This is a genomic window from Methanospirillum lacunae (genome assembly GCF_003173355.1).
In the GTDB taxonomy this organism is placed as follows: domain Archaea; phylum Halobacteriota; class Methanomicrobia; order Methanomicrobiales; family Methanospirillaceae; genus Methanospirillum; species Methanospirillum lacunae.
Map to the genome: position 1 here is coordinate 273,087 of NZ_QGMY01000006.1, position 21,883 is coordinate 294,969.

A 21,883-nucleotide genomic window follows, 5' to 3' on the forward strand; every position below is an offset into this window, starting at 1 on the left:
GAGAGGGTCCAATTATTTATGTGAAACTACCTCAGGGGTAAATCTCATAATCCATCAAGTATATTCGGAAATCTTTCAACAACCCACGCCATGATCTGGTGAAAAATGTTTGAATCTGATTTAGGCAGAACCTAATTCTTTGAAGATCTTTTCTTGTGCCATACTTTGAGAGGCTGATTCATTCATTACTTTTCCACTGGGATCAGAAGGGACTGATCTCGCCGGACACTCCCAGAATGGATAAGCACAGGAACGATTCAGGGTCTCTTCTGAACAAACTGCTTTTCCATGTAAAAACCAGAGATAAAAGCAGTGGGGTCGGTTGCCTTTAATCGATTGGGGCTTATTAGTGGACGTATCTTCACCCTGCATTACAATAGTACCGTTATACAGCTAAGGTTAAACAACTTATCCAAAGTTGGTTTTATGCTGTCTTCTCGAAGCGAAAAATAGTTTTGGGTTGTGATAACCGGGATAAGAATATTTTCGGGTCAGTTCGAGTTTTTGTCAGCCATTTCAACATCATCAAAGACTGTAACGATGGAAGAGTCTGGTGCAGGTGTTATTATGCTGACAACATAGATTGCTACAAGGGCAATAATGAATCCGGGAACGATCTCATATAGCCCAAAGAGATTAAGTTGTTTCCAGATGAGTACAGTAACTCCTCCGCTAATAATACCTGCAAGAGCACCAGCTTTTGTCATGCGGCGCCAGAAGAGTGCCATCAACAGTGCCGGCCCAAAGGCTGCTCCAAACCCTGCCCACGCATAAGAGACAATACCATACACCAGGCTGTCCGGGTTGAGACCAAGGATTATTGCAATAATAGCAGCTACGAGCACAGATATCCTGCTAACCCAGATCCCTTCTTTTTCACTGGCATGTGGACGGAGATATGTCCGGTACAGATCTTCTGAAACAGCTGAAGAGGTGACAAGTAGTTGAGAAGAGGCAGTACTCATAATTGCAGCAAGGATTCCACACAAAATGATCCCGGCAAGGAATGAGAAGAAGATCTGATCGGTCATCACCATGAATACGGTTTCTGATGCTGAACCAACGAGTGGTTGTGATAGAAAAACTTTGCCCACAAGACCAATTGCAACTGCAGCAGTGAGTGAGAGAATAACCCATATCATCGCAACAGTCCGTGCATGAGCAATTTCTTTGGGATCACGGATTGCCATGAACCTGACAAGGATATGTGGTTGCCCAAAATATCCCAGACCCCATGCCATGAGAGAAATGATCGCTATCGCAGTTAGCGGTGTTCCGTCAACACCAGTGAAAGGGTTCAACAAATTAGGGTTTACAGCATTGATTGAATCAATGGTTGCAACCGGACCGCCGAGGAGACCCACCGCAGCGATAGGAACAACGAGGATGGCAAAGAGCATCAAGAGACCTTGAAAAAAGTCAGTCCAACATACTGCCATGAATCCACCAATAAAAGTGTAGACCACAACAATCAGAGAACCAATAAGCAAGGCTGTGGTATAATCAATCCCAAAGACGGTATTGAAGAGCTTACCGGTAGAGACAAACTGGGCAGAGGTATACAGAAGGAAGAAAATCAGAATGAAAATCGCACATATCCCTCCGATGATATCAGATTTATCTTCAAATCGGTTTTTAAAGAATTCCGGGAGAGTCAACGAGTCTCCGGCAGACTGAGTGTAAATACGCAGACGTTTTGCGACCAATTTCCAATTAAGAAATGTCCCAAGGATGAGACCTAAAGCAACCCATCCTGCCTGCATCCCAGATACATATGCCAGACCAGGTAACCCAATAAGAAGCCATCCACTCATATCAGACGCTTCAGCGCTTAATGAGGCGACATACTTGTTCAGACCCCTACTACCCAGAATATAATCAGAAACATTGTGTGTCTTCCGATAATAGAGAGCACCGATGCTGAGCATCACTGCTAAATAAACAACAAATGCAGTTATAATTCCGATATCAGTATTAACCATAGAAGAACTCCACGTATTCCATTTGCAACCAACCAAAGTTGTAGAGAAGAACTCGGACTGGTCACATCAAGTGCAGGAAAAGCAGTTACCCCAGAAAGTATTTATAATATGATTACTTGAATCGGGGGATAAATATATGAATTAAAGGAGAGTGAGGGCCTTCATTTCAGGATTACTTCAAGATCCTCCAGCAGACCCTGAAGATCTTCTTCATGTTCAACCTCCTGTGATATGATGGTCAGGATCATATTGTATGTAATTGGATCCTTGTCTTTGACAACAGACAGAAGGTTATTGTAGGTCTCGATCGCACATCGTTCACCTTTAATATTCTGCTTAAGAATCTCTCTAACAAAGGGATCAGACGGGACTTCATATCCACAGTTAGTCAGATTGTACCATTCTTTTGGTTCAAGGACAGGAATACCCCCAATTTGGATAATTCGGAGAGCAATCATGTCTGCATGAGCGAGTTCTTCGGTTGCATGTTGGACAAGTTCAGTCATCACTGCATCTTTGGTCGGCCCTTTAACAACCTTGGCTCCAACCCAGTATTGGTAGTACGCAAGCCATTCATCACTCAATGCTTTGTTGAGCAGCCTAATGAGCTCATTAGCATCCATACCAACAATCATACGTCCTTTCGTTCCCATAATTTACTTCATCGTTCTCTAGTTATTTAGAGGAAACGGATCACAAATGAGGTGAATTCCAACAATTTTTAAAAAAGAGAATCGGATTATATCCAAAGACAAAAACAATAATCTCTAATATCTGCGAATCAGCCTATCAATGATTTTGTGAGACCCCTTCATTTCCAGTGGAGCGCGAGAATAATACCGGCTATTTTGAATAATATAAACAGAATAGCAACTAATATCTGATTCAAATCAGAGTGCATAAATATCGGTTACATATTCAGTGCCCAGGTGTATCAGATAATTACCCTGACCGCAGCATCATATTTATCAATTTCATGCGTTATTTCATCAGACCCACAAACTCTTACCCGATTGGGATGAAATAACCATCTAGTGATATCAAATGAGAAGGGTTATTTTATTGCTGATTCTGGCAGGGAGTTTGTTCACGTCGGTTCAGGCTGATATTGCAGTTGCCGGCATAAAACAGCAGACTAATCAATATGTTATTAACAACACTGAATTTTATCCAGAATATCAGTTTTTGACAAGCAGTGAGATCTGGAATTATGAATATCCATCTCTGGTAGTTAATGGAACATTTGGTGGAGGGTATAAACTAGATGGATTTATTCTCCATGCTATCAAACGAACAGATCTTGATCCAACTATTCTGGCAGATCTCAGTTCTCCAGAACGTGAGAAGAAAAATCTATCAGCCTACTTCGAATCCACCCCACTCGCAACATCAGATCTCCTTCTTCCTGTAACAACAAGTCTTAATGAGAACTTATCTGTGAGTAATCTTACAGTTCTGCTCAACATAGAGGGTATTAATAAAAAGACTCTTAATGTTTCCAAAATTAAAACCATCTACCAATATGAAAATGGTACCATATCTGAAGAAATAGAACAGACTAAGCCTGAAAAGATTGATTCTGCTTCACTAAACGATATCAACCAGATGTTTTCTCCAGACATATTGCTGGAGAAAATCTGAAACATTTTTTTTATTGTTATCTGTCTGAAGAATATGAAAAGAGGGTGACAATGCAGAGTCAGGATCTTTTTCTTCTCAACGTCTGGTTTTTTTTCATACCCTCATTTTCAGCGTTGCTTATTATTCTTATTCTGTTAATCCGGAGAATCAGGTGAACCTTCTATTATCCTCATTGATATTGGCCTTGATGGGAACCATCCTCTCAGAGTATGTAGCCCTTATTCTTCTGATCAGAAAAGAACCTCTGAACCTGTTTATCTACACCGTGCTAATTAACGGAGTAACAAATCCCCTCTTAAATTACTGCTACCTTATTCTTGACATCCCCCTCATACTCCTTGAAACCGGAGTGGTGTGTACTGAAATGATCCTGATCTATCTATTAGCCAAAGTAGATCTGCGATATGCAGGCATTTGTTCAGTCTGCGCTAATGGGTTTTCAACCTTAACCGGCTTATTATGGCATATACGACATTAACTTAAAGTTAGTCAAAGCACATTTTTGAAAATCATACAATTTTTTGTTTTTTAAAAATTAGATTGTAATTTGAGGATATTTATGTTTCATTCAGATAATGATTATGTAGTAGTGATAGTGAATGATGGGAAACTATTATATAGAACTACATTACAACAGATATGGTGACCACGTATGATTAATTCCGCAGATGAAGGGGCTCCGCAGGAACCCAGAGAAGATCAGGGTGAAGTCGGAGAACTGATTCCGGAGGAATCTCCCCCTCAGGATGAACGCACTCCCCTTGAGATCCTGCAGGGTGAGTATGATGATCTCCATAACAGATACCTGAGGCTTGCTGCTGACTTTGAAAATTTCAGAAAGAGAAGTGCCCGGGATATAGAATCACGGACAAGCTCAGCAATAGAACGATTTGCTAAAGACATGCTTGAAGTTGCAGATAGCCTTGAACGTGCCCTCGTTGCAGAAGGGTCCGAGCATGAGGGAATGAATCAGATCAAAAAATTGCTTGAAAATGTTCTCGACAGGCAGGGTATTGGCTCATATGAATCATCAGGCGAGAAATTTGATCCAACCCGTCATGAGGCGATTGCCTACGTTCCATCCGAAAAAGATGAGGGGATCGTTTGCGATGAAGTCTGTAAGGGCTACTGCCTGAACAGTAAAGTTATCAGACCTGCTAAAGTTACAGTCTCGCGTGGAAACGAATCAGAACAATCAAAGGAGTAAATAAAATGGCTAGTGAAAAAATTCTGGGTATCGATCTGGGAACAACCAACTCATGCATGTCAATCATGGAAGGTGGAAAAGCTGTCGTCATCCCCAACGCAGAAGGTGGCAGAACCACTCCATCGGTTGTTGCATTTACCAAGGATGGAGAAAGACTTGTCGGGAGTCTTGCGAAGCGCCAGGCAATAACCAACCATCAGAACACCATAATTTCAGTAAAACGGTCCATGGGAACTGACAAGAAGTTCAGTCTCAATGGAAAGAACTTCAGTCCGCAGGAGATCTCTGCAATGATTCTTCAGAAACTCAAGAGTGATGCTGAAGCATATCTTGGGGAAGAGATCAAGAAGGCAGTCATTACTGTCCCTGCTTACTTCAATGATGCACAGCGTCAGGCAACAAAGGACGCAGGAACCATTGCAGGACTTGAAGTACTCCGAATCATCAATGAACCGACTGCAAGTGCCCTTGCATATGGCATCGACAAAGAAGAGGACAAGACAGTATTAGTGTACGACCTTGGTGGCGGTACATTCGATGTTTCAATCCTGACCCTTGGTGACGGAGTCTTTGAAGTTAAGGCAACTGCGGGAAACAATCACCTTGGTGGTGACGACTTTGATAAACTTGTCACCGACTTCCTGGTCGAGGAATTCAAGAAAAAAGAAGGTATAGACCTCACCAAGGATCCAATGGCAATGCAGCGGCTCCGTGATGCGTCCGAAAATGCAAAGATCGAACTTTCTCAGAAACAGAAGACCAATGTAAATCTGCCATACATCACTACCGACTCAAGTGGTCCGAAATTCCTGGACATCGATCTGACAAAGTCCAAATTCGAACAGCTCATCGGGAATCTGGTTGAGAGCACCATTGGCCCGGTCAAGCAGGCACTTTCAGACGCTGGTATGACCCCATCAGATATCGATCACGTGCTGCTTGTTGGGGGGTCAACCCGTGTACCGCTCGTTCAGCAGAAAGTTAAGGAAATCCTTGGAAAAGAGCCAGACAAGGGAATCAACCCAGACGAGTGTGTTGCAGTCGGCGCAGCAATCCAGGGTGGAGTCCTTGGTGGTGAAACCAGTGATATCGTTCTGCTGGATGTTGCCCCACTGACACTTTCAATCGAGACCCTTGGAGGAATCGCAACCCCGATCATCGACAGGAATACAACCATCCCGACCAAGAAGAGCCAGGTATTCTCAACTGCAGCAGACAATCAGACATCAGTCGAGATCCATGTCGTGCAGGGTGAGCGAAAACTCGCAGCAGACAACTTCACTCTCGGAAAGTTCATGCTGACCGGTATTCCACCAGCTCCCAGGGGTATCCCACAGATCGAAGTAACCTTCGACATTGATGCAAATGGTATCATTCACGTATCTGCCAAAGATCTTGGAACTGGAAACGAGCAGAAGATTACGATCAAAGGGAGTAAGAAACTCTCAGATGATGAGATCGAGCGGATGGTAGACGACGCGAAGAAGTTCGAGGAAGAAGACACCAAGAAGAAAGAAGAGATCGAGGTCCGGAATAGTGCTGACATGGCTGTCTTCTCTGCAGAAAAACTCCTCAAAGAGTCTGATGACAAGATTGAAGAGGCAGATAAAACCAAGGTCCGTGAACAGATTGATGCAGTAAAGAAGGCACTTGAAGGCACAGATTCAGAACAGATCAAGAAGGCTATGGAAGAACTGACCGAGGCTGTCTACACAATCACTACCAAGATCTACCAGAAAGTCCAGCAGGAACAGGCTGCCCAGCAGCAGGCCGGAGGAACAGGAGAACAGCAGAATTCCGGACCTGCAGACGATAACGTGGTTGATGCAGATTTCACTGAGAAGAAGGAGTGAACCTGAATCATGGTTGCGGGAGATTATTACGACAGACTCGGCGTCTCACGGACAGCCGATGATAAAGAGATAAAGAAAGCCTACCGCAACCTTGCCCGGAAATACCACCCAGACGTAAACAAGGATCCCGGGGCTGAAGACAAATTCAAGGAGATCAATGAGGCGTACAGTGTCCTCTCTGATTCCCAGAAGCGGGCCCAGTATGATCAGATGGGACACGAAAACTTCACCAACGCCTCCAAGGGATCCTACGGCGGGGGCGGATACAGCGGCGGGTTTAACGCAGACTTCTCAGGATTCGGCGACATCTTCGACTTTGCCAGTGACATCTTTGGAGGGTTCGGTGGTGGAAGGCAGCGTGGTCCACGCAGAGGTGATGACCTTCTCATGCGCATGGACATCTCACTCAAAGACGCCACATTCGGACTCGACAAAGAGATCGAAGTGATGCATGCCGAGGCTTGTCAGACATGTGAAGGTACCGGCAGCGAGAACCGGAACCTCAAGAATTGCCCAAAGTGCGGTGGGTCAGGGCAGATAAGGCAACAGACCCAGACACCATTTGGTAATTTTGTCAGGCAGGGAACATGTGATCTCTGTCATGGGCGGGGTAAGGTTCCGGAAAAACCCTGCTCTACTTGTCATGGGACAGGACATGCAAAAGTCCGCAGGAAAGTTGCGGTCCATATCCCTGCCGGTGTTGATACGGGAATGCGTCTGAGAATGGAGGGATACGGCGAGGCCGGAGACCATGGTGCGCCAAACGGTGACCTGTACATAGAGATGCATGTCAAGCCAGAAACCCGATTCCAGCGTGAAGGAGATAATCTTGGGACCAAGGTTCAGATCTCCCCTGCCCAGGCAGTACTCGGAACCACAGTTGAGCTCGAAACAATCGATAATAGAAAACTCGAGGTCAAGATACCTGCTGGGACACAGGGAGGAAAACGGCTAAGGGTTTCAGGAGAAGGAATCAGACGCCGTGGCAGACACGGAGATCTGCTGGTGCTTGTTGAGGTTGTTATACCAAAGAATGTTCATGGTGAAACCAAAGAATTATATGAAAAAATCCTTGCATTTGAAGGACATACCCCAAAAGGAAACGGGGATAAAAAAGGATTCTTTGAGTCAATTCTGGGAAGTTAACAACGTACACAATAGGTGGCTGATCGCCACCATCAAACTCTTTATCAAAACCCTTAATTGTGTTTAAACGTAAATTGTAGATCATGGGAACTCTCCTTCTTGTTGATGATGCATCATATATGCGAAGACTCATCGGCATCATGGCAAAAAAGGGAGGACATAAGATCGTTGGTGAAGCTGAGACTGGAGAACAAGCGATCGATCTTTTTGTACGTCTTTCTCCAGACCTTGTTATTCTGGATATCCTGATGCCTGATATGGACGGGCTTGCAGTTCTAAAAAGGATAAAGGAACTGGACAGTAATGCCAGGGTTATCATGTGTACAGCTTCTGAGCAGTCTCACCATGTTCAGGAAGCACTCTCTTCAGGTGCTCAAGGGTATATTGTCAAGCCTTTTACACAAGAAAGCCTGAATGAAAAGATCAACACAGCTTTATCTTCATAAAAAAACACTTCTCTTCTGATAAATCCACATCTTTTATGCATTCCCGGTTAACACTAGACAGTGAAACTGATCTTTGAGCTTTGGGGCGAACATCCAGATATTCCCAGGGTTGAAATCTCTTGTATCGGTAGAGTGACTGATCATCGGGTACAGGTAGCGGTTGCTGAAATATCAGACCCGAAATTAGTCCAAAGGCTCGCCTACACTCACCGGGTAATGCGGTACCAGGGAGAATGTTCTGCTGATGAAGAGGCTTTAATTAAGATGCTTTCAGAACTTTCCCTTACCTCGGATCTACCATATTGCGGCAGAGTAAAAAAGATGGATGGATCGCAAATGAGCCTCTCAACCACACAGATGGAACGACTTATCGGAACATACATAGAAGGCCCTGTATCAGTATCAGCACCGAAAAGGATCTATCGTGCTATTGCTTCAGGTGACCGTATCTATTTTGGTGAAGTTCTCTGGGAAATTGATCGTGGCCCATATCATGAACGAAAACCAGGTAACAGGGAATTTTTCCATCCCGGTGTTATGATGCCCCGAATGATCCGATCCCTTGTGAATCTTGCTCATGCCATGCCTGGAGAAACGGTGTTGGATCCCTTTTGTGGAACAGGAGGCACTCAGATTGAAGCAGAACTCATTGGATGTAAAGCAGTGGGTACTGATGCAGATCCTCTCATGATTGAGGGAACCCGCCTTAATCTTCCTGGGTCAAAAGCCGCCATTGCTGATGTCAGATACCTCCCATTCCCTGATAACTCAATAGATCATGTTGTATCAGATCTTCCCTACGGACAATCAGTATTTATTATCGGATCAGAACTTGACGATCTATACCAAAGTGCCCTTGGAGAGATCCGCAGGATTACAAAACCAGGTTTACGATCAGTAATCGTGACACATCGAGATATCAGATCACTTGTATCAGAATACTTTACCATCTGTGAATTTTTTGAACAACGGGTACACCGGAGTCTCACCAGACGGATTCTTGTAATAACACACTGAAAGGATCAGTCACACATCTTAAAAAAAATAAAAAAGAGAATTGAGGATAGTTTTGGACTATAACCAGACAAATAACGTAGAAAATACATGGCATTTACATTCTTTTTCAGGGATGCACAGACCCTTCGTCTAGCAATAGAACAATTTCATCCCTATATCCAAAGCAGAACGAGAATTACCATCTGGAGCGCAGGATGTGCAATGGGACAGGAGCCCTACACATTTGCAATCATCCTCCGTGAAATAATTGGACCATACCTATTTCGAAATGTCAAAATCTACGCCACAGATCTGGATCAGTATGGAAACTATGGGAAGATCATTAACGAGGGAAAATACCCATTAAAAGATCTGGAGAGGATACCGGAAGATATCCTGGCAAGATACTTCACTCCAGCCGATGAAGATCCTTCGCAACGTATCATTCTAGAGGAGATAAGACATTCAGTGGAGTTTCATAGACATGATCTCCTCTCATTTGAGCCAATTCGATCAGGTATTCACATGATCATCTGTAAAAATGTCCTCCTTCACTTCTCAGCTGAAGAGAGAATAAAAGTCTGGATGATGTTCTGGAATACTCTAGAAGAAGGGGGTTTTATGCTCCATGAACATACTCAGAAGTTACCAGACGAATTGAACGGAAAGTTTGAATTGATGGTCATGAACGCACAGATATTTCGAAAGATCGGAAAATAACATGCATATCCGAAACCTGACCGGACATAGCACTGAATACACTTCAAATGTCTACCACATAAGTAGCGAGTATCTCCATTTGAATGATCAAGCCAGCCTTATTGATGTGGGCCGTGATGTGAGTATACTTGGCGAACTGGGAAATATCAGGACAGGTATCGGAAAGAAACCAATCGAGCAGATCTTCCTTACACATTCACACTTTGATCATGCCGGACTCCTTCATGAGATCCTTGACAGGTACCCGGTTCCGGTTTTTGCCCACCCCGAAAGCCGAGTCCAGAGGACTATTCCATTGCATGACAAACAGATGATCCATATAGGGGATCAAGATTGCGAAGTCATCTGGGGAGAAACCCATAGTGAGGATTCAGTCTGTTACTTCAGCCATGACGAAGGAGTTCTCTTTTCCGGAGATATTCCAATAAGAATCTACACGAATGATGGCATATATAACCCGGCATTTCTTCCTGTTTTTGAGCGAATATGCTCTTATAATGTGAAAGAGATCTATCCGGGCCACGGAGATCCCATCCGTGAAGGAGTAGGGCACATGCTTGAAGAGTCGCTTCGTAACCTGAAGAGGAGCAAATTTGTTTGAGGATGCCATGACTGATAATTTTGCCTATCAGCAGGAATTAGGAGAAACAGGGTCATGAAGGTGAGAAACCTAACTGCGGGATCTGAGATTTACACCTCAAATGCGTACCTGTGTTTGCCCTCTTTTCCCGGAGAGGGTAACTCAGAGATGGATAACCAGAAATGCGGCCTTCTCATTGACACTGGTTGCGACCCTCAAATACTATCAATATTGAAACAGATCGAATCTGAGAATCGGAGTCAACCCGTATGCCAGGTTATCCTGACACACAGCCATTATGATCATACCAAAATTCTCAAGGATATAAAGTCAATCTGGCCGGTAAAAACCTACGCATATTCTGCATACCTGCACGGAATTGATAATGTAGTAAAAGGCGGAGAGACAGTGCAGGTTAATGGGAAAAATTTTGATCTTATCCATGTTCCCGGCCATAGTACGGATTCTATTTGTATCTACTGCAGGGAAAATCAGTTGCTCTTCTCAGGAGATACGCCGCTGACGATCTGGGGGACTGAAGGAACTTATGAACGCCCCTTTGTTGAAGCATTTGAAAAACTTGTCGAACTCCCGGTGCATACAATATACCCGGGACATGGAGAAGTTATAACCAAAGATTGTAACAGAATACTGGAACAGTCACTTCGAAACCTTCGAAAAAGCAGAGTTCTGTGATCTGTTTTTTATCTATGAGAAATCATTCCTGAATTGGTTTTCTGTAAGGTATCACTTTATTTCTAAACCTCCCATTCATAAGAGGTGAAGACGGTAATCATTGGAGGTGGACTTGCAGGGGTAACCCTGGCCCACCTCCTATCAAAACAGGGTGAAGAGGTTCTGGTTTTAGAAAAGGACTCCAGTATTGGGGGTCTATGTAAATCAATCACGACTGATGGCTTCACATTTGATATTGGCGGTTCTCATATCATCTTCTCCAGGGATCAGGAGGTTCTTTCATTTATGCATCAGGTTCTCGAAGAGAACCGGGGTGAGAGAAAGAGAGACACGAAAATATTTTATAAAAATCGTTTTATCAAATATCCCTTCGAAAACGGACTGTATGAACTTCCTAAAGAGGACTGTTTTACCTGCCTGAATGAGTACATAAAAACACTTATCGCCCATGAAAAAGGTGAACTCAAAGATCCTGAAAATTTCAGAGACTGGATATACCATACTTTTGGAAAAGGTATCGCTGAGGCATACCTGGTCCCATATAATGAGAAGATTTGGAACTACCCACTTGATCAGATCTCTGCACACTGGGTTGAAGGCCGTGTTCCCCGCCCACCGGTTGAAGATATAATCAAGGCAGCAGTGGGGGTGGAAACCGAAGGTTATGCTCATCAATCAATCTTTTCATACCCGATAACAGGTGGAATAGAGGCACTCATTGAGGCGATTGCACACCCAGTTACAAACCGGATAAAGACCGGTTTTGATGTAACCTCTATTCAAAAAACTGAAAATGGATGGGAAGTCAGTAATGGGACAGAAATTATCAGGGCAGATAAATTGATCAGCACTCTTCCTCTCCAGATTCTACAGTCATGTTTCAGTTCTTTACCAGATCCAGTTAGAACTGCCATCAACGCCCTCAAATATAACTCGATTGTCTGTGTTGGGATCGGACTTAACGGACAGACACTCCCTTTCTCCTGGATGTATCTTCCAGAAAAAGAAGGAACTGCAGCTAACAGGATCTCATTCCCTTCAAACTTCTCAACAGAGGTTGCTCCTGATGGTTGTTCATCGATTCTTGCTGAGATAACATACAACGCCGGTGACAGGATAGATCAGATGAGTGATGCAGAGATAGTAAGGGATACCATCAATGCTTTGGGAACTGCAAAAATTCTTGATCCTGACCAGGTAAGATCTGCACTTGCAGTTCGCCATCGATTTGCGTATGTCGTATATGACCTTGCGTGGCAGCAGAATATGAAGATAATAAAAGATCACTTTGCATCAGTTGATATCTCTCTTGTGGGACGGTTTTCTCAATTTGAGTACCTCAACATGGATGGGGTCATCAGATCGGTCATGGATTTTGTAAGAGGCTCGTAATGGATGTCAACTTTGTCGTTGAAGACATGCTGCTTTTTAAGTACATCGGGTGTTCTACTGTTGCTCGTACGTTGTATAAAACTCTGAAACAGGAATCTGATTTGGATCTCACATGGGAGAGGTTCAGGTACAATGCTGACATATCACACTACCACACCTTCGGCCCAATTGCTCTTCTCAACCGGAGATTATCGGGCGGAAAAAGAATCCTTACTGCCCATTCAACTCCGAGAGTCAATATTGGCAATCTTGCCCTTACCAAAGCGATCAACAAACGATATCCCGAGATCTATCGCAAATTTGATCATATTGTAACAATATCCGAATCCTGTGAACAGGAGGTTAAGGAGATGGTGCCGGATGTTCCGGTTACAAGGATACCGAATGGGATTAACAGGAGTTATTTTCACCCATCACCAGAAAAGCGGATTTCATTCAGGGAGATGTATGGGATAAGTGAGGATGAACAAATGATCCTGACCGTGGCACAGGTAAGTCCACGGAAAGGATTCTATGATTTCATTGAACTTGCATCCAGGTACCCAGATATCAGATTTGTCTGGGTGGGAGGTTTTCCATACGGGATAGCCTCAAAAGATTATCTGAAAATTAAATGGCTCATTCAGAAACGTACCAATAACGTTATCTTCACCGGGTTTGTCCGCGATATTGCAGAAGCATACTGTGCAGCTGATATCTTTTTTATGCCCACATTTGCCGAGACCTTCGGATTGGCCGTTCTTGAGGCACAGGCATGTGGACTCCCGGTTCTAGCAAGAAATATTCCTGAGTTTCATGAAGTATACGGAGATACCGTACGATATTTTTCAACAATTGAAGATGCAGGACGCGAGATAACGGATGAGACAACGCTGAGGGCATGTGCAATTCAGGCACGGGATGCTTCAGCACATTATGACATTAAAGATGTTTGTACTGCACATATCAAACTCTACCAGGAGATTTTCAATACATGATATCAGTAATTGTTCCTTCATTTAACGAAGAAGAACGTATAGAAGGATGCCTTTCTTCGCTAACTAAACAGACTCTATCCAGGGATCACTACGAGATAATTGTAGTTGATGGTGGATCAAAAGATAAAACCCGTGAGATTGCAGAAAAGTATGCTGACACTGTATTCATCCAGACCAGTCCAAAAGTCGGGGGGGCACGCAATGACGGAGCACTCCAGGCAAAAGGAGAGATACTGGTAACTACTGACGCTGACACATATCTGCCTCCTGATTGGCTCGAACGGATTGAAAAGGGCTTTGAAGATTCAAGGGTTGTAATGATCTATGGTCCTGTCAGGCCTATAGAGAATACCATAAAGAACCGTCTTTATCTCTTTCTTGCAAACACCTTTGCAGGAATCGGCTATCTGACTGGAACAGTTCTCTTTACCCTGGGCTGCAATAGTGCATTTAGACGGGAAGCTTTTATGAAGGCAGGAATGTACCGTGTTTCTGATGCAGGAGATGATCTGGAGATCGCTCACCGGATGAAGCGAGAAGGAAAAATCTGGTTTGATCGTAAACTCTGGGTCGGCTTCTCCATGCGGCGATATGATCAGTTCGGTGCTCTGAAATCAGTGTATGAGTGGTTCTACATAGTCTTTCACGGAGGAGACGCAGATAAGTACTCGTATACCAGGCGTGAATACCGGTAAAAAATCATTTTTCAAAGGCAACTATTATGAAAAGATGCTTTTTTCTCTCATAATTAGCATGAGTCTTCATCAGGCTGGAATGGTTCTTAAACATGAATAGACAATCCTATAATAGTTTGAAACTATCCCGCACGTTAACAGGCAGGTACAGGTAATGTTTGACCACCAAAAAGAAGCACTCACCGAGGTACTCATCGTCGAAGATGATGAGATCATCTCATCGTTGATCGAGAAATTTCTCCTTCAACGTGAGTACATGGTTACCGCACGGGTTACCACCGGAGAAGAAGCACTTTATAAGGTTGCCGAGCATCTGCCAGATATCGTTTTGATGGATATCAATCTCGCTGGAAAAATTGACGGGATCACTGCAACAAAATACATTACATCGATATTTAGAATTCCAGTAATCTTTCTATCAGCACAGGATGATGAGAAGACATTAAACCGGGCAGCCAATGCCGAGCCGGCAAGTTTTATCATCAAACCATTCAGCGGAAAGGACCTCTACTCCAACATCGAGATAGCTCTCCATAATGATCGACTGCTCAAGAAATCCAAGGACTTCCAGTTCAGTAAGATCCGCAGGGTGGCACGAGCTGCGCTCTCTGAACTGGATGCGTATTTCATCCTTGATAACAGAGGAAGAATCCTCTTTATCAACCCTTATGGAGAGCACATCCTCAATGTTTCACGAAATAATGTAATCAATGATCCAATTGGCAAATACCTGACATTCTACGATACCAGACAGAATACTGTTTTTACCGATACATATCAGGATGTTATCAGAGAGAGTCTGGTTCTTGGAATAAAACAACATATCGCGGTCAAGATGAAGGATGGGACCTTTAGACATGTTGTAATTCAATCATCTTCAATCAGGGATGCAGCAAACGAAACGATTGGAGTGATGGTCAGAATGCATATGAAGATGAAGAATGAAGTTTGATCCAGACCGGATGGTTTATACCTCCTTACGACTCACTTGTATAAGCACCTCAGTCCCGGTAGGGTAGTGGATATCCTAGAAGCCTGCGGAGCTTTTGACCCGGGTTCAAGTCCCGGCCGGGGCGCTAAAATTTTTCAAGATTTTTTTTCCGGTTTTAATCCTTCACTTTTGTCTTCACTAGCAGGTATTTTGATAATATAACATCGTTTTGCAATTAATATTATCAAATTCAAGATTGCGTTTTATAATAAAAAACACGAAACGGGAATTTATATTAAGAGGCTTAAAGTGCTTATTTTAACCATTTTTTTCAGACACAGATAATAATTTTTTTTGTTGAAACAATGAAGGCATAATCCTATCAACTATTTTCTGCTTATTACTGAATTACAGATAAATTGAAGCGGTAATTATTGACAGAGAGAACTATATATATAAGTTATTATTATTTTAAATAGGAAATGAATATGGCCCATTTTTGCCTGGTTTTTCATCGCCTGGAGATAATTTTCATTATCATTTTTCTTTTCATTTTTCAGGGCGTAATTGCTGAGTCAATACAGAATACTTCAAATCCACATGAAATTTTCCAATATAACAACCCGCTAACCCAATCTTCTCCAATCGGCACCCCAATCTTAAAAACAACAGGTATTCAGACAACTATCATTTCGACGACGCCCACAATTAGTGCCCCAATAATAAACACAGCACCTGCTCCTAATTTTTCTTCGTCAGATGTTAGTATTCTTTTAAATCCCGGATGGAATTTTATCTCAACACCGGTTCCCTTAAAATCTGGAAAAAATACATTAAATATTCTTAAGGATATCAACACCAGAGGTCACTCACTATATGGATTTGACCCTGTTGGGGGATGGACTAAACTAAATAGTTCGGATATATTTCAACCATTAATTGGAATCTGGATTTATTCTGTAAGTCAAATATCAGTACCTCTGGAATATGATACAAAAAATTCACCTTATCCTGATGGAATTTATTTGAAAAAAGGGTGGAATGCAATCGGTTCCAGTACAACTACAGCAGTGCCAATAAGTGAATTCCTCTCATCAGTAAAAGACAATTGGGTTTTTTTTGTTGCATTCAATTCCCTGACTCAAACTACTGACTCACCATTAATCAGAGGATGGAAATCTGATCCAAACACGGAACAATTTTTAATCCAACCAGGTAAGGGATATTGGCTGTTTATGAGTTCTGATGGGGTTTTTTCCAGGCCAAAAAAAATGTCTGACATACAGGTATCCGGAACAGTGGCATACAATACTGTAAGTGATGATGGATGGAAATTTTCTATTCCTGGAACAGTAAAAGGATCAATTTCACCAAACACCGGAGAAATTACAATCGAATCCACAGATGCCTTCCTGACATATGCAGGTAAAAAATACCCAATAAAGATGAATATTAATGCACTTATGAATCAGTAAGATAAAAGTCAATCCATTCATCCATTGAGATAGATTATGATGTACAGTATTCCATCTGATATCCGGATTATTTAAATAATGGAACGATCAGGAGAGATAACCTCGCTCATTCTGAATGTGCTTACTATTCAGAAGAAAAGCATGAGTATTGTTGAAATCGCAGAACTAACGGGTGTTCACCGAAATGTTCTTGCTAAGTATATAAAAGTCTTAGAAGGACAAGGAAAAATCGAAGTTTCACGAATAGGAACAAAAAAGTATATTCAGTTAAGTCAGAGAATTCCAGCCTCATTTTTGAAAATTCTCACAACACATCCCTATTTGATCATTGATAAATATTTTTCCATACTAGAAGCAGGTAATAATATCCCGGAATTATATCACAGTGAAAATTTCATCATTGACAATGTCACTAGCCAAAAAGAACTTGACAGGCTGTTTATTACAGATGAAACTAAAAAATACCTTAATATTGCTATTAAAGGAAAAAAATCCACATACAAATTGGAAATTATTAACAAGCCATTTCCATATTGTTATCAATTAACTATCATCCCCATCGTCCTTGATAATGGACGACCTGGATCAGGAGTGATAATTGAAGACATATCAGAGAGTGAACAGAATTTAAATATATTAAAACAGATCAGATCGGCATATCAGGAGTTATTAGATAGTCAAATACAATATGTGGTCCGTTTTGACATAGATAATACTATCACTACCTCAAACAGCACCTTCACTCAACACACAGGAATACAGGAGCAGGCCCTTATTGGATCTCAATTTATTCCCTCATTTCCAAAAGACTCTTTTGACTACGCTATAACTCAGTTATCATCCATTACAAAGGAAAAACCAACAATCTCTCTTGATGTGAAAAGACTGATTGCAAATGGTGATTATTCATGGGAAAGATGGAAAGTTCAGGGAGTATTTGATGACAAATCGAATTCCCCGTATGAATATTCAGCTGTTGGATTAGATATTACAGAATTAAAAAGATCAGAATTAGAATACCAACACTTACAGGAACATTTTGAATCATTAATCAAAGAAAGGACAACTGAACTTCGAGAACTCAACAGTGAATTACTACACGAAATTTATCGGAGGGAGACTGTTGAGCGTGAACTTACAGTTACTAAATTTGTTATGGACAGTGCTAAGGATTATATCTTTCTTTTAAATTCAGATGGAGATATTGAATATATGAACACTAAAGCACAAGAAATTCTTCCACTGTCCGAAAATGAAGTCATAAATATTCGCAGTATTATAAGCAATGACTCGTCATCCGGAATTCAAAATCCATTTTCGTTTTCTCTGCATGAAATTGTAAATTTAGGAATCCCTACTATAAAAGGGTCGATTAAACGATCAGACAAAGAAAAAATTCCTATTGAGATTACTATAAATAAAATCGTTGACCGTGGAAAAGATGTTTTTTGTTGTATAGCCAGGGATATAACTGATCGCAAAAAAATTGAGACTGATTTATATCTTTATCGAAAACATCTGGAGCAAATAATCGACGAACGAACTAAACGGCTTCAAAAAGAAATCGAAGACAAAAAGAGAGTTGAAAAAACATTAAAAAATTGCAATGATCATTTCAAATTATTTATTGATGACTCGATTGAAATGGTTCTTTTATATCAAATAGACAGTGCAAAGTATTTGGATTCAAATTTAAGAGCAAATGCTTTTTTTACTCTTAATAAAAATAGTTTGGAAAAAACAATTTCTGAAAAACTTTCGAGAATAAATCTTGATAATAGTGAGAAGATTCTGGATTTTTTTTCCTCCATCATTTCAGATATCAAACCATATGAAGAACGAATATTCAACCGGATGATTTTTTTGGAGCCTGACAACGCAATAGATGCTGTGATCCGAATTAAAAGAATAATTTCAAATAATAATCACTATGTCAGGATTGGTATTACCGATATCAGTTCAATCACAGCATATAAGACAGATTTCCATGATCAGAAAAAAGAATAAATTATTCATTCATTTGCCTTATCTCTCATGATTCGTTCTTTTTGCTTCCATTCTGTTATATCCTGTAAGAAAAGAATATACCCGGAGGATTGATCCGTTTTCGAATTATAACATGGAATAATCTTCATTTGATAATATACAGATCCTCCCTTTTTTGTTCGATACAAATTTTTTCTTTTTATTCGGTCAATATCATATAATCCTTCAATCTCAAGAGTTTCACTATTTTTTATCCGTGATATGATCTGATTGCTGAAATTTGAGTCTAAAAAAAAACTGTACGATGCATAATCAGAGGGACCAGAAAAACCAAAAAATTGCCCTAATGCAAGATTTAAATCGTTTATTCGCCCATCAAGATCAATTAACCCAATTCCAATGGGAGATAAATTATAAACAATTCGTAATAATTCTTCTTTCTCTGACAGCATAGCATTTGCATGGATGAGTGCAGAACTTTTCTGATTTACCCGGTCATCAAGTTCTCTGTTTGCCAATATCAATTCCTGTTCCAGTTGATTCAGCCTGATATGATTTCTCACTCGAATAAGAAGTTCTTCAGGTTCTACTGGTTTGGTCAGGTAATCAACAGCACCGATACTGAATGCTTTTACTTTATCAAAGGTATCAGATAATGCTGAGAGAAAAATAATAGGGATGTCTCTCGTTTTTTCGTTTGATTTAAGTTGAAGGCAGGTTTCATATCCGTCAATTCCGGGCATCATTATATCGAGAAGAATCAGATCCGGTTCGATGAAATTAATCCTTTCCAGCGCTTTTTCTCCACTTGTCGCAATTAAAACCTGATAATTCTCCTGCTCCAGGGCAGCCTGAATCATACCAACAGATGCCGGAGTGTCATCTACCACCAAAATTGTTGGTTTATTATCAATATCTCTCTCATCATTCATCCTGTACACTCCTAATGAATGAAACAATCGCATCATCATTAAATTTCAGGCAATATTTACGAATTTTTTGAACAAAAGATAAATCAATTTCATTAGTTGTTTCTAAATTATTCAGGATTTGGTTAATACGTGAAAAATTACCTTGTTTGGCTAATAGTTCAATAGAACTCATTATTTGTTTTGAAGGAAGATGGCCCTTTTTAGGAACATCAATATTATTTAAAGGACTGATTTCATCACCTGTTGAAGACTCAGTCCATACAATATCAAGCTGCTTTCCAATCCGATCCAACAGCAATTCTATTTCAATGGGTTTGGCCAGAAAATCATCACACATTACCCTGAAATCATGTTCATGTTCGCTTCCTAAAACTGAAGCGGATATTCCAATAATTTTAATCGGGTCAAACGAATTATTATCCCGGATATAATGGATTACATCAAGGCCATTCATCCCGGTCATCACATAATCTAAAAGGATCATATCTGGTTTTTCTTTTGTTGCGATCTCAATGGCCTCTTCCCCTGACTTTGCCTTCAATATCTGAAATCCGAGTGGCTGTAAAAGATCAGTAAGAAATAATGCATTGGAAATATTGTTATCAACAATAAGGATTTTTTTCTGTTCTCCCCTATATCCGATAATATTTTTACACACCTTCTCATTTGGAATGAAATCATATGACGTCGGTAAGGGTATGGTTATAGTAAAAACGGATCCTTTCCCAAGTTCACTTTTCAGCGTGATTGAGCCGTGCATAAACTCAATCAGATTTTTTGTAATTGCAAGTCCCAGACCGGTTCCTTCAATAGTCTCACCCTGACTTTCTACTTGAGTAAAAGGTTTGAAAATGTCATCAATTTTATCATCAGGCACCCCTCGTCCGGTATCAATTATCTCACATTGAAAAACCTGAAGAGAAGGTGAATTATATCTGACCCTGAAGCATACTGTCCCATGATCGGTATATTTTATGGCATTATTCAAAACATTTATTAAAATCTGGCGTAATTTTCCCTCATCACCAGAAACACAGAGTGGGATTAAGGATAAAGGTTTAAAGATGTATTTGAGGTTCTTTTCTTCTGCCTGCATTTTGGTTATATTATAAACCTCTTCCAACAGGGGCATGAGGTAAAATGATTTTTCTTCAAGATGTATAACATGGGCTTCGATTTTACTCAGATCAAGAAGATCATTTATTAATGACAGGAGATGCTTTCCACTCATATTTATGGTTTTTAGTTGTTCCTTTTGCTCTTTCGTAATATTTGTGTACCCCTGCATGATCTGAGTATACCCAAGAATTGCGTTTAATGGGGTTCTGAGTTCATGGCTCATATGAGAAAGAAAAGTACTTTTTGCTTTATTTGCAGATTCTGCCTGTTCTTTAGCGAGGGCCAGTTCATGTGTTCTTTCAGCAATGAGCTCTTCAAGGTTTTCCCGATATTTTTGTAATTCCTGTTCCACTTTTTTCTTTTGAGTGATATCAGTAGCCCTGTGAATAATTTTTTCAATTCTTCCCTTTTCATCTAAAACGGGTGTACAGGATATTGAAAACGTCTTGTTTAAAAGTGCACTGGTTATTTCTTCTGATTCAAATTTTTTGGATTCAAGTGAACGTGCAAAAGGCCCTTTCAATGGAGGAGAGTTTATACCATAAAACAAAGAAAAACACTTTTCTCCCACTAATTCATCTTCCGGTTTCCCAAAAAGTTTGGCAGCTGCCCTGTTGGCAGATATTACCTGATTTAAACTATCAAGGACAAGGGTAGCAATTTCAGAATTATTAAAGATACCATCCCACTCCCTGCTTTTTCGTCTCAGTTTCTCTTCGGCCACTTTTAACCGTATCACTTTATCAATTTTTTGTCTCAGTTCATGGATTAAAACGCGAGGGTTGTCTGTTTTTGATATGTAAGAGTCAGCCCCTTCATCAAGGGCCTGGATGATGATCTCTTCACGTCCTTTCCCGGTAAAAATAATGAAGGGAATTACACTACCAGAACTGCGTATAATCTTTAGAAAGTCTATACCATTAATTTCCGGCATATCATAATCTGATATGATAACATCGACATCAGTATTCTCTAAAAATGACAACGCATTTTGAGCTGAATCGGCTTGATAAACAGTAATATCACCTGCCCGTTCTAACATTTTTTTAATAATATCCAGTAAGGCTGGTTCGTCATCTACATACAAAGCCGAAAGCATAGATGTATCA

General features: G+C 41.0%; 20 protein-coding genes and 1 tRNA gene. 17 read left to right on the forward strand and 4 right to left on the reverse strand.

The annotated features are described in order from the left end of the window. Positions 1 to 491: 491 nt before the first annotated feature. On the reverse strand, positions 492 to 1,982 hold the full coding sequence (gene putP, locus DK846_RS07180) for a sodium/proline symporter PutP (protein WP_109968238.1): 1,491 nt from the start codon (positions 1,980 to 1,982) through the stop codon (positions 492 to 494). A 161-nt stretch (positions 1,983 to 2,143) separates the two neighbouring features. Then, positions 2,144 to 2,635, reverse strand: a complete 492-nt coding sequence (locus DK846_RS07185) for a ferritin-like domain-containing protein (RefSeq protein WP_109968239.1) — start codon at positions 2,633 to 2,635, stop codon at positions 2,144 to 2,146. A 391-nt stretch (positions 2,636 to 3,026) separates the two neighbouring features. On the opposite strand from DK846_RS07185, the gene DK846_RS07190 reads away from it, so the two are divergent. The 17 genes from DK846_RS07190 to DK846_RS07270 all read left to right on the forward strand — a co-directional run bounded on the left by DK846_RS07190 (position 3,027) and on the right by DK846_RS07270 (position 18,744). Next, positions 3,027 to 3,623, forward strand: coding sequence for a hypothetical protein (locus DK846_RS07190; RefSeq protein ID WP_109968240.1), 597 nt, complete (start codon positions 3,027 to 3,029; stop codon positions 3,621 to 3,623). A gap of 187 nt (positions 3,624 to 3,810) precedes the next feature. Then, entirely contained in the window at positions 3,811 to 4,101 is a 291-nt protein-coding gene (locus tag DK846_RS07195) for a hypothetical protein (protein ID WP_109968241.1), read from the forward strand. 174 nt (positions 4,102 to 4,275) lie between these two features. After that, positions 4,276 to 4,830: a nucleotide exchange factor GrpE gene (locus tag DK846_RS07200; RefSeq protein ID WP_109968242.1), complete on the forward strand. Its 555-nt coding sequence runs from the start codon at positions 4,276 to 4,278 to the stop codon at positions 4,828 to 4,830. A 5-nt stretch (positions 4,831 to 4,835) separates the two neighbouring features. Further along, entirely contained in the window at positions 4,836 to 6,683 is a 1,848-nt protein-coding gene (dnaK, locus tag DK846_RS07205; RefSeq protein WP_109968243.1) for a molecular chaperone DnaK, read from the forward strand. 9 nt (positions 6,684 to 6,692) lie between these two features. Next, complete coding sequence (gene dnaJ, locus DK846_RS07210; protein WP_109968244.1) at positions 6,693 to 7,829, forward strand: molecular chaperone DnaJ; 1,137 nt, start codon at positions 6,693 to 6,695, stop codon at positions 7,827 to 7,829. A gap of 83 nt (positions 7,830 to 7,912) precedes the next feature. Next, on the forward strand, positions 7,913 to 8,275 hold the full coding sequence (locus tag DK846_RS07215; RefSeq protein WP_109968245.1) for a response regulator: 363 nt from the start codon (positions 7,913 to 7,915) through the stop codon (positions 8,273 to 8,275). A 60-nt stretch (positions 8,276 to 8,335) separates the two neighbouring features. After that, the gene (locus tag DK846_RS07220; RefSeq protein ID WP_109968246.1) at positions 8,336 to 9,292 is read left to right on the forward strand and encodes a DNA methyltransferase; all 957 of its coding nucleotides are present in this window, start codon (positions 8,336 to 8,338) and stop codon (positions 9,290 to 9,292) included. An 87-nt stretch (positions 9,293 to 9,379) separates the two neighbouring features. Then, positions 9,380 to 9,991 (forward strand): CheR family methyltransferase, encoded by a 612-nt coding sequence (locus tag DK846_RS07225; protein ID WP_109968247.1) that lies wholly within the window; start codon positions 9,380 to 9,382, stop codon positions 9,989 to 9,991. A gap of 1 nt (position 9,992) precedes the next feature. Further along, complete coding sequence (locus tag DK846_RS07230) at positions 9,993 to 10,592, forward strand: MBL fold metallo-hydrolase (protein WP_109968248.1); 600 nt, start codon at positions 9,993 to 9,995, stop codon at positions 10,590 to 10,592. Between the two features lie 147 nt (positions 10,593 to 10,739). Further along, positions 10,740 to 11,267, forward strand: coding sequence for an MBL fold metallo-hydrolase (locus DK846_RS07235; RefSeq protein ID WP_181391666.1), 528 nt, complete (start codon positions 10,740 to 10,742; stop codon positions 11,265 to 11,267). Between the two features lie 84 nt (positions 11,268 to 11,351). Continuing rightward, complete coding sequence (locus DK846_RS07240; RefSeq protein WP_109968250.1) at positions 11,352 to 12,659, forward strand: protoporphyrinogen/coproporphyrinogen oxidase; 1,308 nt, start codon at positions 11,352 to 11,354, stop codon at positions 12,657 to 12,659. Next, on the forward strand, positions 12,659 to 13,636 hold the full coding sequence (locus tag DK846_RS07245) for a glycosyltransferase family 4 protein (protein WP_109968251.1): 978 nt from the start codon (positions 12,659 to 12,661) through the stop codon (positions 13,634 to 13,636). Before DK846_RS07240 ends, DK846_RS07245 begins: the two co-directional genes overlap by 1 nt. Beyond that, entirely contained in the window at positions 13,633 to 14,331 is a 699-nt protein-coding gene (locus tag DK846_RS07250; protein WP_109968252.1) for a glycosyltransferase, read from the forward strand. Before DK846_RS07245 ends, DK846_RS07250 begins: the two co-directional genes overlap by 4 nt. A gap of 154 nt (positions 14,332 to 14,485) precedes the next feature. Next, the gene (locus DK846_RS07255) at positions 14,486 to 15,283 is read left to right on the forward strand and encodes an ATP-binding response regulator (protein ID WP_109968253.1); all 798 of its coding nucleotides are present in this window, start codon (positions 14,486 to 14,488) and stop codon (positions 15,281 to 15,283) included. Between the two features lie 52 nt (positions 15,284 to 15,335). Beyond that, a tRNA-Arg gene (locus DK846_RS07260) sits at positions 15,336 to 15,407 on the forward strand. Between the two features lie 343 nt (positions 15,408 to 15,750). Then, positions 15,751 to 16,737, forward strand: coding sequence for a hypothetical protein (locus tag DK846_RS07265; protein WP_109968254.1), 987 nt, complete (start codon positions 15,751 to 15,753; stop codon positions 16,735 to 16,737). A 141-nt stretch (positions 16,738 to 16,878) separates the two neighbouring features. Then, entirely contained in the window at positions 16,879 to 18,744 is a 1,866-nt protein-coding gene (locus tag DK846_RS07270) for a PAS domain S-box protein (protein WP_181391667.1), read from the forward strand. Positions 18,745 to 18,749: 5 nt separating this feature from the next. Here DK846_RS07270 and DK846_RS07275 read toward each other — a convergent pair whose 3' ends face one another. Together DK846_RS07275 and DK846_RS07280 are read right to left on the reverse strand one after the other, a co-directional pair. Continuing rightward, on the reverse strand, positions 18,750 to 19,655 hold the full coding sequence (locus DK846_RS07275; RefSeq protein ID WP_181391668.1) for a response regulator: 906 nt from the start codon (positions 19,653 to 19,655) through the stop codon (positions 18,750 to 18,752). After that, a complete protein-coding gene (locus DK846_RS07280) occupies positions 19,648 to 21,873 on the reverse strand; it encodes a response regulator (RefSeq protein WP_109968257.1) in 2,226 nt (741 codons plus the stop codon). Before DK846_RS07280 ends, DK846_RS07275 begins: the two co-directional genes overlap by 8 nt. Positions 21,874 to 21,883: the final 10 nt, after the last annotated feature.